The sequence below is a fragment of the Halorhabdus salina genome (assembly GCF_013839425.1).
GTDB lineage: Archaea > Halobacteriota > Halobacteria > Halobacteriales > Haloarculaceae > Halorhabdus > Halorhabdus salina.
Window position 1 is genome coordinate 40627 of the sequence record NZ_JACDNP010000003.1, and the last position, 13267, is coordinate 53893.

Annotated in this window: 11 protein-coding genes; 6 read left to right on the forward strand and 5 right to left on the reverse strand. The window is 63.4% G+C overall.

Translation table 11 applies throughout. The features are described from left to right. Positions 1-13: 13 nt before the first annotated feature. Positions 14-1609 (reverse strand): sensor histidine kinase, encoded by a 1596-nt coding sequence (locus HZR20_RS04800; protein ID WP_181685461.1) that lies wholly within the window; start codon positions 1607-1609, stop codon positions 14-16. 322 nt (positions 1610-1931) lie between these two features. Between HZR20_RS04800 and HZR20_RS04805 the strand changes: the two genes are divergently transcribed. The 5 genes from HZR20_RS04805 to hypB (HZR20_RS04825) are packed head-to-tail and all read left to right on the forward strand — an operon-like array spanning position 1932 to position 5782. Then, positions 1932-2216 (forward strand): HypC/HybG/HupF family hydrogenase formation chaperone, encoded by a 285-nt coding sequence (locus HZR20_RS04805; protein ID WP_181685462.1) that lies wholly within the window; start codon positions 1932-1934, stop codon positions 2214-2216. 1 nt (position 2217) lies between these two features. Continuing rightward, entirely contained in the window at positions 2218-3339 is a 1122-nt protein-coding gene (gene hypD / locus HZR20_RS04810; RefSeq protein WP_181685463.1) for a hydrogenase formation protein HypD, read from the forward strand. 9 nt (positions 3340-3348) lie between these two features. After that, positions 3349-4425 (forward strand): hydrogenase expression/formation protein HypE, encoded by a 1077-nt coding sequence (gene hypE / locus HZR20_RS04815; protein ID WP_181685464.1) that lies wholly within the window; start codon positions 3349-3351, stop codon positions 4423-4425. A gap of 1 nt (position 4426) precedes the next feature. Then, a complete protein-coding gene (locus tag HZR20_RS04820) occupies positions 4427-4891 on the forward strand; it encodes a hydrogenase maturation nickel metallochaperone HypA/HybF (protein ID WP_181685465.1) in 465 nt (154 codons plus the stop codon). A gap of 21 nt (positions 4892-4912) precedes the next feature. Beyond that, a complete protein-coding gene (gene hypB / locus HZR20_RS04825; RefSeq protein ID WP_181685466.1) occupies positions 4913-5782 on the forward strand; it encodes a hydrogenase nickel incorporation protein HypB in 870 nt (289 codons plus the stop codon). Positions 5783-5989: 207 nt separating this feature from the next. Here hypB (HZR20_RS04825) and HZR20_RS04830 read toward each other — a convergent pair whose 3' ends face one another. The 3 genes from HZR20_RS04830 to nrdR are packed head-to-tail and all read right to left on the reverse strand — an operon-like array spanning position 5990 to position 9979. Further along, a complete protein-coding gene (locus HZR20_RS04830) occupies positions 5990-6982 on the reverse strand; it encodes a ribonucleotide-diphosphate reductase subunit beta (protein ID WP_181685467.1) in 993 nt (330 codons plus the stop codon). Positions 6983-7016: 34 nt separating this feature from the next. Continuing rightward, positions 7017-9500, reverse strand: coding sequence for a ribonucleoside-diphosphate reductase subunit alpha (locus tag HZR20_RS04835; protein WP_181685468.1), 2484 nt, complete (start codon positions 9498-9500; stop codon positions 7017-7019). Continuing rightward, positions 9497-9979: a transcriptional regulator NrdR gene (nrdR, locus tag HZR20_RS04840; RefSeq protein ID WP_181685469.1), complete on the reverse strand. Its 483-nt coding sequence runs from the start codon at positions 9977-9979 to the stop codon at positions 9497-9499. Before nrdR ends, HZR20_RS04835 begins: the two co-directional genes overlap by 4 nt. A 218-nt stretch (positions 9980-10197) precedes the next feature. On the opposite strand from nrdR, the gene hypB (HZR20_RS14470) reads away from it, so the two are divergent. Continuing rightward, entirely contained in the window at positions 10198-11022 is an 825-nt protein-coding gene (gene hypB / locus HZR20_RS14470) for a hydrogenase nickel incorporation protein HypB (protein ID WP_258560358.1), read from the forward strand. Here the strand turns inward: hypB (HZR20_RS14470) and HZR20_RS04850 are convergent. Continuing rightward, positions 11019-13214, reverse strand: a complete 2196-nt coding sequence (locus HZR20_RS04850) for a PAS domain S-box protein (protein WP_181685470.1) — start codon at positions 13212-13214, stop codon at positions 11019-11021. The genes hypB (HZR20_RS14470) and HZR20_RS04850 overlap by 4 nt on opposite strands. Positions 13215-13267: the final 53 nt, after the last annotated feature.

Genomic DNA, 13267 nt, shown 5'->3' on the forward strand with positions numbered 1-13267 from the left:
GGAGGAATCCCAGTCACGCCGATTCGGCTGGTGACCGCCGGTCGAGCACCATCCGCCCGCCCATGTACAAGGTGCTCAGTGTCAGTCCCCACACCAGATGGCTGAGCAGGCCCCAGGGCGAGAGATTCGGTACTACCGCCGGAATCCCGACGAGTTCGAGCCAGAGTGGCATGATAATGCCCGAGGCCACCAGCCACAGGGCAAACGCCCAGCTCAACCCGGTCGCCAGACACCACCGCCAATCCTCGGCGTACCCATCAGGCACTGTCGCGAGTATCCCCGCGAAAACGAGACCGAAGACGACGCTGTGGAACTCGTGAGTGACCCACCCGACGAGTGCGTTTGTGTTGCCATACAGCGCACCGATGATCGGCACGACCCCAGATGTCGCCTGGCCGACCAGCCCCATAGCGATCCCAGCGAGGACGGCCGCCACCACCACAATCCCAAGTTCAGTCGTTGGGACGCCGTAGGCCCGGACGTCAGTCGCACTTGTCTGGCCGGGACGCATGTCGGTGTCGGCCCGTGGCACCGCTACGTCGACGGTCGTCTCGTCGTCGGTTTCGGCACAACTGATCTGGCCGTCCAGGGTGTCGGTCACCAGTCGAACCACGTTGAGACCGAACCCGACCGACGGGTCGTCGTACTCGCCGCTGGCACCCCCTTCGAGGATGTGCCGCTGGGCTGGTGTCAATCCGTCGCCGTCGTCGGTGATGGCCAGACGGACGGTTCGGTCGGTCGATTCGACGGCGACCGTGATGCGAGACGTGGTCGTGTCGTCGGCTGCCCGGGCGAGGACGTGTTCGATCGCCCGTTCGAGCATGACGTTGCCCCAGACAGCAATGTCCTCCGCCGGTCTGTCGATCACGTCGATCTCCACGTCTGGGTAGTCTGCCTCGACGGACGCAATGGCTTCATCCAGTGTCTGGCTGAAATCGATCGCGTCGAGGTGTTTCTGGGCGTCGGCTGTCGATCGTGCTAAGTACTTGACGTCTTCGACGGTTCGCTGGATCGTGTCGGCCTGCTCGCGGACAGTGCTGACGACCTGCTGGCGCAGTTCCGGATCGTCCCGATCGGCGATCACACCGATCTGCCCGTCGATCGCTAGCACCGCATTGAGTACCCGGTCACGCAGGCTCCGATTGAGCACTACCAGTCGATCGGCTTGCTGGCGGAGGGCAGTTCGCTGTTTGCGGTTTTCGGCCGCATACAGTCCCGTCATCGCGCCGCCGATTGCCCCCGCAATGAGGAAATTCGAGAGGTACGTCCCCGTGGTGACGCCCCCCATCCGACTCATGTCTTCGAACCCGGCGCCGACAACCGTCAGAACGACGAGGACGAACATCGCGCCAGCTCCAATCGACGTCCAGATCGCCGTCGTCTGAGCGTACTGGCGGCCGAACGAGCCGACTGCGAGTGCGATCCCGAACGCCGACAGCCCCAGGCCGAGTGTCAACGGGAGCAAGCCCGCGACCACGAAGCGTAACGGATCGCCGTCGAGCGTGAGCGTGACGGTGAAGCGAGTCAACACGAAGCCAAGGAGCGCAATAACCAGGCCACCGACTGACACGCGCCGGACGAGGACGGACGAGTACGAACCCCGGTCCATTACGTGGGCCACGTCCACAGCAGGGATAACAGTTTGGTCGGGCACTCTCCCAGATATCTGGCGTTTCTCCGCCGAAGACGTTCGGCCAAATGCAGTTGTGTATCGACTATCATCGGTGTTATCACCGTCCGGGAAGAGGGCTCACAGTGAAGTACAGTCGAGCCGTCTCTTTCCCTATGAGATCCGACCGTCCCGGCACCGTCCCGAGCGACTGGGACACAGACGCGTCCCGTCGCCGGACCGACGCCGGACCCCGGCCGGATCGTCCGGTTCCGACGGAACAATGCCGTGAGGGCGAGACAGAATACCAAGGTGATAGTACATGTGTCTAGGCATCCCGGGAGAGATCGTCGAAATAAACGGTAACGAAGCGCGCGCCGAGTTCTGGGACGTCGAAAAGACGGTCCGGATCGACGTGGTCGACGAGGACGTCGAGGTGGGTGATCACATCCTCAACCATGCCGGCTTCGCCATCCGAAAGATCCCTGACGAGGAGGTCGAAGAAACGATGGCCATCTACGAATCGTTCCTCGAAGGCGACGAGGACGAGGCCCTAGAGGAGATCGGTGCCGGCGAGGGCGAGCAACTCGGCATCGAGGGGCGATAGCATGGCAACGAACGCCGACGATGGAGACAGCGAGTTGCAGTTCCGCGATCCCGAGAAGGCAGACCAGTTGACCGAGGAACTCCAGTCGTTGATGGACGACATCGGAGAGCCGGTCAACGTGATGCACGTCTGTGGCTCCCACGAACAGGCCATCGCGAAGTTCGGCCTCCGCTCGATCCTGCCCGACGATCTGACGGTGCGAATGGGACCGGGCTGTCCGGTCTGTGTGACCAACATGCCCGAGGTCGACGAGGCCGTTGCCCTGGCCGAGGAGGGGAAGATCGTCGCCACCTACGGCGACATGTTCCGCGTGCCCGGCACGGAGAAGAGCCTCGCCGACGCCAAAGACGAGGGCGCGGACGTCCGGGTGGTTTACAGCGCCAGCGAAGCAGCCGAAATCGCCGAGGATGAACCCGATCGGGAGGTCATCTTCTTCGCGACGGGTTTCGAGACGACCGCCGCGCCGACTGCCGCGGTCCTCACCGCGGATCCGCCCGAGAACTTCTCGGTACTATCGGCCCACAAGTACGTCCCGCCGGCCATGGAGATCGTCGCCGAGATGCCAGACACGGACGTCGATGGTTTCCTCGCGGCGGGCCACGCCGCCGTCATCACCGGCTATGGGCTCTTCGAGGAGTTCGTCTCCGAGTACGACACGCCGGCAGTCGTCGGCGGGTTCGAACCGATCGATATTCTGTTCGCACTCGCCCGCCTACTGGAGTTCATCCGCGACGAGGAGGCTGGCCTCGCAAACGCCTATCAGCGGTGTGTCACCGAGGAGGGCAACGTCCCAGCCAAGGAGGCGATGTGGGAGGTCTTCGACACCACCAGCGGGGAGTGGCGCGGGATCGCCGAAATCCCCGATGCGAACCTCGTCATCAGCGACGACTACGCCCACTTTGACGCCCGCGAACGCTTCGACATCGACGTGGATGCCGGCGCAGCCGATCCGCTGACCGAGGACTGCATCTGTGGGGACATCATGGCCGGGAAGGCCGACCCCGACGAGTGTGAGTTGTTCGGCGAAGAGTGTACGCCCCAGGATCCCGTCGGGGCCTGTATGGTTTCAAGCGAGGGGACCTGCAAGATCTGGCTGGAATACGGCGGGCAACCGGATCTGTGAGGGACCAAAATGAGCGATAGCGACGACGTAACGACGGATTCGGACGAGGAATCGAGCGGCTACACCGACAACGACGTCATCACCCACGCCCACGGGGCCGGCGGCGGACAGATGACCGAGTTGATCGAAGCCATGGCGGTCTCCCGCTTTGCCGACAGCGAGGCGGACGTCGGGCTGGCAGCCTTAGACGACGGGAGCGTCCAGCCGATCGATGACGACCATTCGGTGGTTGTCACAACTGACAGCCACGTCGTCACACCCCTCTTTTTCAGCGGGGGAGACATCGGCCGGCTGGCGATCTCGGGCACGGTCAACGACCTGGCGATGATGGGCGCGACCGAACCCCTGGCGCTGACGAGTTCGTTGATCATCGAGGCCGGCACGCCCCAGTCGACTGTCGAACGCGTCACCGAGTCGATGCAGGAGACCTGCGAGGAGGCCGGTGCGACGGTGACGACCGGTGACACGAAAGTGATGGGCAGCGACGAGATCGACACGCTGGCGATCAACACGACAGGCGTCGCCGTCGTCCCACGAGGGAACCACGTCCCTGACGCCGGCCTCTCGGTCGGCGATACGATCATCGTCTCGGGGACGGTCGGCGATCACGGCATTTCGCTGCTCTCCGAACGCGAGGGCTTTGACTTCGGCGGCGACCTCGCAAGCGATGTCCAGCCGGTCAACGATCTCGTTCGCGCGGCGATGGACGCTGGCGAGGTGACGGCAATGAAGGATCCGACGCGGGGCGGTCTCGCGACGGTGCTCAACGAGATGGCGGGCAAGGCCGACGTCGGCATCGACCTCGACGAACGCGCGATCCCGGTTTCGGGCCCCGTCTCCTCGGCCGGCGAGGTGCTGGGTATCGAACCGTTCGATGTCGCCTGTGAGGGTGTCGTCGCCATGGGCGTCGCGAGCGAGGATGCCCAGGCTGTCTTGGCGGCACTCCAAGACACTTCCAAGGGCGAAGACGCCGCGATCGTCGGCGAGGTCGTCGCTGACCACACCGGACAGGTCGTCCTCGATACTGGCTTTGGCCGACGCTATCTCACGCCGCCGGAAGGCGAACAACTCCCACGGATCTGCTGACATGCACGAATTCTCCATCGCCACGCAGGTGCTCGAAGCCGCCAGGGAAGCGGCGGCCGATCACGGAGAAGATACCTTCGAAGGAATTACCGTCTCAGTCGGTGAGGCGAGTCACGTCAACCCCGATCAGCTGGAGACGTGTCTCGAAGCCGCGGCCGATTCGACGGTCGGCGAGGACGACCTGACGATCACCGTCGAGACCGAGTCGGCCTACGCCGAGTGTGACTGTGGCTGGAGCGGCGAACCCGAGACGATCGACCGGGCGCTGGCATACGCGCCAGACCTCACCTGTCCGGATTGTGAGGACCGACTGGAACTGGCCACCGGCAACGAGTGCCGGCTGATGAGCGTCACGATCCCGGATGAAGATGACGACGACACCGGCGAGATGGACGCCAACGGGGCGGGATCGGACGGGACCACCGCAGAATCTCCCACCGAGAACGAAGCTGATGCGACCAACTAACTGCGTATACGGAGTTAGACAATGAATTACACGCTACGACAGCCACTTTCGGACGCGACGCCGATCGACCGCTTGCTTGACCGTCTCCTGTCCGGTGCCGATCCGCTCGGACCGGCCCAGGCTCATCGGATGGGGCACGGCGACGGCGACCACGAGCATGGCGAGGGAGACCCCGAGGCGGATATCCTCGCCCAATTCGCCGAGCAGGCCGACGATCTTCACGAGCGGGTCGTCCACGACCACGGGATCTTCGTCGCGGAGTTCCTCGGCGCGACCGGCAGCGGCAAGACCCGACTCATCGAACGACTCATCGAGCGAGCGCCCGATGACGAGGAGATCGGCGTGATCGTCGGCGACGTCGCTGGCGAGGACGACGCCACGCGCTTCCGGGAGTTGGGCGTCTCCGTCGCCAACGTCAACACGGGCAAGGAGTGCCACCTCGATCCGGGACTGGTCGAAGACGCGTTGGCGGAACTCGATCTTGACGCGCTGGACACCCTCTATATCGAGAACGTCGGCAACATGGTCTGCCCGGCGGATTTCCCGCTCGGGGCACAGGCTCGTGTACTGGTCGTCTCCGCCACAGAGGGCGACGATGTCGTGCGCAAACATCCACTGCTCTTTCAGGCCTGTGACGGGGCGGTGATCAACAAGGTCGACATCGCCGACGCGGTCAACGCCGATCTGGATCTGATGGAATCCGACGTGAGCGAGATCGCTCCCGAGATGCCCACATTCCGGACCAGTGCCGAGCATGGCGATGGCCTGGACGACCTGGCGGGGTACCTCGAGGAGCGCGGGCACGTTCACGCGAGCGATCACGAGGCGTACGTCGCCGGGACGGAGCACAGTCACTCACACGAGGTCGAACACACTCACACCCACGAGTAGTCCCGGATGTTTCGGTAGTTCTAACTGTTTTTGCTCTCCCTGAATAGACGAGAAGATGAGCGATCGGCCTGATAACGAGGATCAACGCGAACGTCCCACTATCGAGTCCCAAGTGGCCTTCAAGGGTGACTTCGACGAAGACGACGATGACGAGTAACGAAATCGACGACGGTTTCTCAACAGACGAGCAATGTCGACCCGTTTTGCCTACCACTCCAGTGACCCGCCGCTCTGGTACTCGGTGACCTGGGTCTCGAAGAAGTTCTTCTCCTTGTTGAGGTCGACCTGCTCGGACAGCCACGGGAACGGGTTCTCGGTGCCGTACTGTTCGGGCAGATCGAGCTGGTCGAGTCGGCGGTCGGCGATGTACTCGACGTAGTCGGCGAACTGCTCGGACCCCATCCCCAGGATCTCCTCGGGGCAGGCCTCGCGGGCGTAGATCTGCTCCAACTCGACGGCTTCCTCGATCAGCTCGATCACCTCGGCGTCGAACTCGTCGGTCCAGACGCCGGGGTGCTCGGTTCGGATCTGGTCGATCAGGTCGACGCCAAAGCCCACGTGCAGCGACTCGTCGCGCATGATGTACTCGAACTGCTGGCCGATTCCGACCATCTTGTTCTGTCGCTTCAGTCCGAGCATCATGGCGAACCCGGCGTAGAAGAAAATGCCCTCCATGACGACGTAGAAGCCGACGAGATCCCGCAGGAGGTCGCGCACATCGCCATCCCCATCGATCGTGAACTGGGGGTCGTCGATCGATTGCGTCAGTCCGACGACAAACTGGTCTTTCTCCGCGATCGAGGGGACGCGGTCGTACATCCCGTAGAGATACTCCGGTTCGAAGCCCAACGAGTCACAGCAGTAGATGAACGTGTCCGTGTGGATGGCTTCCTCGTAGGCCTGCCGGAGGAGGTACTGGCGACACTCCGGGGCGGTGACGTACTCGTAAAGGGCCAGGACGAGGTTGTTCGCGGTGAGTGATTCGGCGGTCGAGAAGAAGCCGAGGTTCCACTCGACGAGCTGGCGCTCGGCGTCGCTGAGTTCGTCGCTGTTCCACTGGGCGACGTCGTCCTGCATGGGGATCTCCGCGGGCACCCAGTTGTTGTTGACGCCCGCTTCGTAGTACTCGCGGGCCCAGTCATAGTCGATCGGCAGGATCTTGTTCGGGTCGTGTTCGGCATCAGTGTCAAGAATTGTCATGGCTGTAGCTGTGGATTTGTGGCTGACTGGCTGTTCACTGACAGGCGTCACAGGTCGGATCCTCGACGCTGGCGAGGTCGCCCGTGCCGTTGCTGTCGGCTGTGGCGTCGCTGTCGGCCATGGCGTCGCTGTCGGTCCTGGCGTTGTGGTCGTCCAGGTCATCGCTATCGGCGGGCTCGCCGTCTTCGCGGTGCTGTGTCTTGCCGTATTCCGAGAGATCGAGCGTGGATTTCTCGATCTGGGAAGCCCCCAGCGTCCGGAGGTAGTACGTCGTCTTCAGACCGAGTTCCCAGGCGGTCGTGTAGATGTCGTCCAGCAAGGTTCCGTCCGTCGAGGGAAAGAATACGTTGTGAGAGACCGATTGGTCGATCCACGTCTGGCGGTGGGCCGTCAGGCGCAACTGGTGGCGCGGGTCGATTTCGAAGGCCCCGCGGTAGAGTTCCTGTACGTCGTCCGGGATCGCCTCGATCTCCTGGATGGAACCGTCGTGGTACTTGATGCGGTCGATCATCTCGTCGTCCCAGAGGTCGCGCTCCCGAAGGTCGGCAACGAGACGGTCGTTGACGACCGTGAAGTCCCCGGACATATTGGATTTGACGTAGAGATTGGAGTACTGGGGTTCGATCGAGGCCGTCGTGCCGTTGATCGTGGAGACGGTTGCCGTCGGCGCGATGGCCATGGTGTTGGAGTTGCGCATCCCGTGTTCGGCGATGGACTCACGGACCGCCCCCCAGTCGAGCGTTTCCCCGCGGTCGGTGGGAATCTCTTGTCCGCGTTCCTCCGCCAGCAGGTCGACGGTGTCCTGCGGGAGGATGTCCCGGTCCCACTTCGAGCCCTCGAAGGAAGGATACGATCCGCGCTCGCCAGCCAGTTCCGACGAGGTGCGGATCGCGTGGTAGGCGACAAACTCCTGCCAGCGGTTGGCTTTCTCGACGGCGTCCTCGCTGTTCATGGGGACGCTAACCTCCATCAGTGCCTCGTGAAAGCCCATCGTCCCGAGGCCGACGGGGCGGTGGCGCATGTTCGAGTCCTCGGCCTCTTCGGTCGGGTAGAAGCACAGGTCGACGACGTTGTCGAGCATCCGCATCGCGGTTTCGACGGTGTCTTCGAGGTACTCACGGTCCAGTTCACCGTCCCGCACGTGCGTCGAGAAGTTCACACTTCCCAGGTTGCAGACGGCGTGCTCATCCTGGCTTGTGTTGAGCGTGATCTCCGTACAGAGGTTCGACGAGTGGACTGTCCCCTCGTGGTCCTGGGGCGAGCCGATGTTGCAGGGGTCCTTGAACGTGACCCAGGGGTGGCCGGTCTCAAACAGTCGCGTCAGCAGTGTCCGCCAGAGTTCTGCAGCCTCGACACGCTCGAAATTGTCGATCTCGCCGTTTTCGGCCGCTTGCTCGTACTCGCGGTATTTCTCGGCGAAGTCACTTCCCGTGGCCTCGTGGAGGTCTCCCACTTCGTCAGGACTGAACAGCGTCCACGTTTCGTCGGCCTGGACGCGTTCCATGAACAGGTCGGGGATCCAGGCGGCGGTGTTCATGTCTGGGGTGCGCCGGCGCTCGTCGCCCGTGTTGCGTTTCAGGTCGAGAAAGGCCGGGAAGTCCAGATGCCAGGCGGCGAGATACGCGCAGGCCGCGCCGCGTCGTTTCCCCGAGCGGTTGATCGCCGCCGTCACGTCGTTGGAGATCCGCAGGAAGGGAACGACGCCGGTCGACTCGACGCCCGTCGATTCGATCATCGCACCCTCGGCGCGCAGCGGCGTCCAGTCGTTGCCCAGGCCGCCGGACCACTTCGAGAGTTGCGCGTGGTGGTTGTAGGCCTCGAAGATGCCTCCCAGGTCGTCAGGGACGGTAGTGAGATAACACGAGGAAAGCTGTGGGTGGGCCGTCCCGCTGTGGAACAACGTCGGCGAGGAAGGTGTGAATTCGAGTTTCGAGAGGACGTCGTAGAACTCCTCGGCGCGGGCCTGTGGGTTGTCTTCCTCGATGGCCAGCCCCATGGCGACGCGCATCCAGAACGCCTGGGGGAGTTCGAGGTGTTCGCCGTCGTTGGTTTTCAGGAAGTACCGCTGATAGAGTGTCTCCATCGCCATGTACTCGAAGTGCTCGTCCCGATCGAGGACGAGATACTCGGCGAGGGCAGCGAGGTCGAAGCGCTCACGCAGGCGCTCGTCGAGCAACCCGCACTCGACGCCCCGACGGAGGTTCTCACGGAAGGTCTCTCGATACGCACGGTCGAGCGCCTCACCACGCAGGTCCTCGCCGATCACCTCGCGGTAGTAGCGCTGGCGGAAGACGCGGGCTGCCAGGCGCTTGTACGCGGGACGGCGCTCGATGCGTGCGGTCATCGTCTGGAGGATCGCTTCGTAGACTTCGGCGGTGTCGGCCCCGGAATAGCAGTTCGCCTCGACGGCTTCCCGGAGATCCCGGCGTTCAGCGGGCGGGATCGCCGGGTTCTCGCTGTCGATGGCGCGGTCGAGTATCGATGCGACGCTGTCGGTGTGTGCTGTCGTCTGGCTCATGTGTTCGTTTCGTCGGGCGGGTCGGTCTCGGCTTCGAGCACGGCGTCGAGTTCGCGTAGGAATTCCTCGGGATCGGAGAAGGCCTCGTAGACAGAGACAAAGCGGATGTACGCGACCTTGTCTCGCTCGCGCAACGCCTCGGCGACCAGGTCGCCGATCAGCGTCGAGGCGACGATGCGCTCCTCGCGGTCCCGACACGCCTCCTGGACGTCGTCGACGATCGCGGTGACGGCCTCGTCGTCGACGGGGCGTTTCTCGACGGCGCGCTCGATACCGCCCCGCAGTTTCGTTCGGTCGAACGGTTCGATGGTCCCGTCGCGCTTCTTGACCTGCAGGCTCTCCCACTCGGGGCGTTCGTAGGTGGTAAACCGGAAGGTACAGCGCTGACACTCCCGCCGCCGGCGGATCGAGGTCCCGTCGGCGCTCGGCTCGGTGTCGACGACGCGCGTGCGATTGTTCCCGCAATCGGGACAGTCCATGGTTGTCACTATCGTACCCCCGTTGAGGCCCTATATCTTCGGGTCAACGCGAACTGGGCGCAACATGTGGTGTGTGGGTGGCCCGGAAAAAGGTTTGCCAACCGGCTTGTTCTAGTCCAAATTTAGTTGTATATTGGGGCACAATTGGCCCACACGTCGGTAACTCGGGATCGAGCGTAGAGGCGACGTTCGCGGCCAGAGAGCGAGAACGTCGTCGAATGGGGCCCCGATCCTCAGGCGGGCGTCGGTCCGTCCTCGACAGGGCCGACGCGGAGCACGAGGAGGACCACGGCCAGCAGGCCAGCGAGGCCGATCAACACCAGCATGGCCCGCTGGATCCTCGAGCCGTCGGCGATGAATCCGACCGCGGCGGGGACGGTGAAGAAGCCGACCTGGGCCGAGATGTTGGCGATGGCGTTGACCGGCCCGGTGAAGCCGGGGTTGGATTCGATGCCCAGCGACAGCAGCGTCGGGAACAGCCCGGAGACGAAAAACTCACTCAGGAAGATGAGGACGAGCAACTCCAGGCCGTCGGCGAGGACGACGCCACCCGCTTTCGCGAACTGGGTGTCTCGGTCGCCAACGTCAATACGGGCAAGGAGTGCCACCTCGACCCGGGACTGGTCGAGGACGCCCTGGCGGACCTCGATCTCGACGCGCTGGATACGTTGTACATCGAGAACGTCGGGAACATGGTCTGTCCGTCTGACTTCCCGCTGGGGGCCCAGGCTCGCGTGCTGGTCGTCTCTTCGACAGAAGGCGACGACGTGGTCCGCAAGCATCCGCTGCTGTTCCAGGCGTGCGACGCTGCCGTCAGCAACAAGGTCGACATCGCCAAGGCGGTCAATGCCGACCTGGATCTGATGGAAAGCGATGTCGCGGAAATCGCCCCCGAGATGCCAACCGTCCGCACGAGTGCCGAATACGGTGACGGGGTCGACAACCTGTCGGCGTTCCTCGACGACTGGGGTCATACCCACACGCACGATCACGAGGCCTCTGTCGCGGGGACCTCCGTAGCGATGGACGCCGACGTGTACTAAGTGTCGACCGAGACGTCCGTGATCTCGAAGCGCGCACCGCCGTCGGAACTCTCAGTCACGGCGATGTCCCAGCCGTGGGCAACGGCGAGCTGGCGAACGCTCGCGAGACCGAACCCGGTTCCATCCTCGGCCGTCGAAACTCCCGCCTCGAAAACCCGTTCTCGGTTCGATTCTGGCACACCTGGTCCGTCATCCTCGACGTAGAACCCGGCGCCCGTCGCCAGCGCGCCCACCGTTACTGTCACGTCCGGCCCCGCATGTTCGAGCGCGTTCTTGAACAAGTTCTCGAAAAGCCGCTCCAGTGCGCCTCGGTCGGCCTGGATCGGCACGTCGTTCTCGATCGTGAGGGTGGCCTCACCCGGGGACAGCGACTCCCAAACTGGACGTGTTGCGTCGTCGAGACTGACGGATTCGACCTCGGAGACGAGTTCGCCCTCGCGCATCACTGTCGAGAGGTCACCCAGCAGTGTCTCCATGCGTTCGAGGGCGCGTTCCGCCGCCTCGAAGTGTTCCTCGTCGCCAGTTTCGGCGGCGAGTTCGAGTCGCCCTCTGGCCGTCTGTAGTGGCGTCCGAAGGTCGTGAGAGACGACGCTCCCGAAGTGTTCGAACTGTTCGAGCTGTCGCTGGAGTTGCCGTTCGCGCCGCTTGCGCTCGCTAATGTCGCGTCCGACGCCGGCGACGTAGACAGTGCCTTCTTCATCGGTCAGGCGGCGCTTTCGGAACTCGAATGGAATTGTTCGGCCGTCTTTCCGGACGAGTTCCGCCTCGATCGTCGAGGACCCCTCGAGGAACGCCGCTTCGATGTCCGCACGGATTGCCGCACGATCTTCCGCAGGGAACAACTCCAGTGCGTCCATCGAAAGCAACTCGTCCTCCTCGTAGCCGGTCTTTTCGACTGCCTGTTCGGTAACCCGGACGATCTCACCGTCCTCGTTCAGGACGTAGAAGACGTCATCGAGGACGTCCAGGGATTCTTCCAGAAACGCTCGGTCGCGTTCGGTTGATCGCCTGGTCTCTCGCTGGTCGGAGACGTCCCGCATCACCTGCAGGAACCCTTCGTGTGTTCCGTCTTCGTCGAAGACTGCACTCGTCGTCACGTCCGCCCAGAATTTTGCCCCGTCTGCCCGGACGCGCCAGCCCCCGTTTTCGACGGCTCCCTCGGCGAATGCCTCGTCCATCATTTCCTCGGGGACGGCCGCCTCACGCTTGTCATCGGGATAGAACGTGGCGACGTGTTCGCCCAGGATGGCCTGACTGTCGTAGCCCAGCAGTCGCTCGGCCCCTTCGTTCCAGCTCGTGACGAACCCGTCCGGGTCGAGGCTCACGATCGCGTATCCCTCGACGGCGTCGACGAACCGCTCGAATCGCTGACGTTCCCGTCGCAACGTCTGTTCTTGTCGCTTTTCCTCGGTGATGTCGTCGACGTGACAGAGCATCGTCCCGGTATCGGTCATCGCCAGCGCGTGATCGACGATCACTCGCTCGCCGTCGGCGCGAACGTTGACAGTTTCGCCCGACCACGCCCCTTTTTCGGGCACGGCCGGCAGGATCTCCTCGTAGACCTGCTCGACGTGCTCGTCGGGGTATAGTTTCTCCCAGTGTTCGCCTTTCAGGTCCGCCGGTTCGTACCCGAACGTTTCGGCGTAGGCGTCGTTGACGTACAGGAACGTCCCCTCCTCGTCGATGAATGAGATCCCTTCCCGCGCCGTTTCGATCGCTTTGAACGCGTGTTCGACCTCTCGTTCCGCGTAGTACTGCCGCGTTGCGTCTTCGATTCGGTTGGCCAACACGGCGTACTGATCGGTGCCGCTCTGTTTGCGGATGTAGTCGGTGACGCCAGCCGAGATTGCCTCGCTTGCGATCCCCTCATCGCCTTTGCCCGTGAACAGAATAAACGGGAGGTCTGGCCGCTGTTCACGGACGGCGTCGAGCAAATCCAGGCCGGTCGCCCGCTCCATGTCGTAGTCGCTGACGACGCAGTCGATGGGTTCCGTCTCGACCCGTTCGAGGGCCTGAGAGACGTTCCCCGCAGTCAGCACCTCGATCGCGTCGCCCTCCCGTTCGAGGTAGATCGCGACCATCTCGGCGTACTCCTGGTCGTCGTCGACGTGGAGAACGGTGATCCGATCTGCGTCCCGGAGTAGCCCAGCCGTGGCACGCAAGTCCGGCGGATCGGCATCAGTCGTCGCCATACCCGCTGTAGGGCCAGGACCCAAAAATGTGTTGCCCAGTCACACGCGCCGCT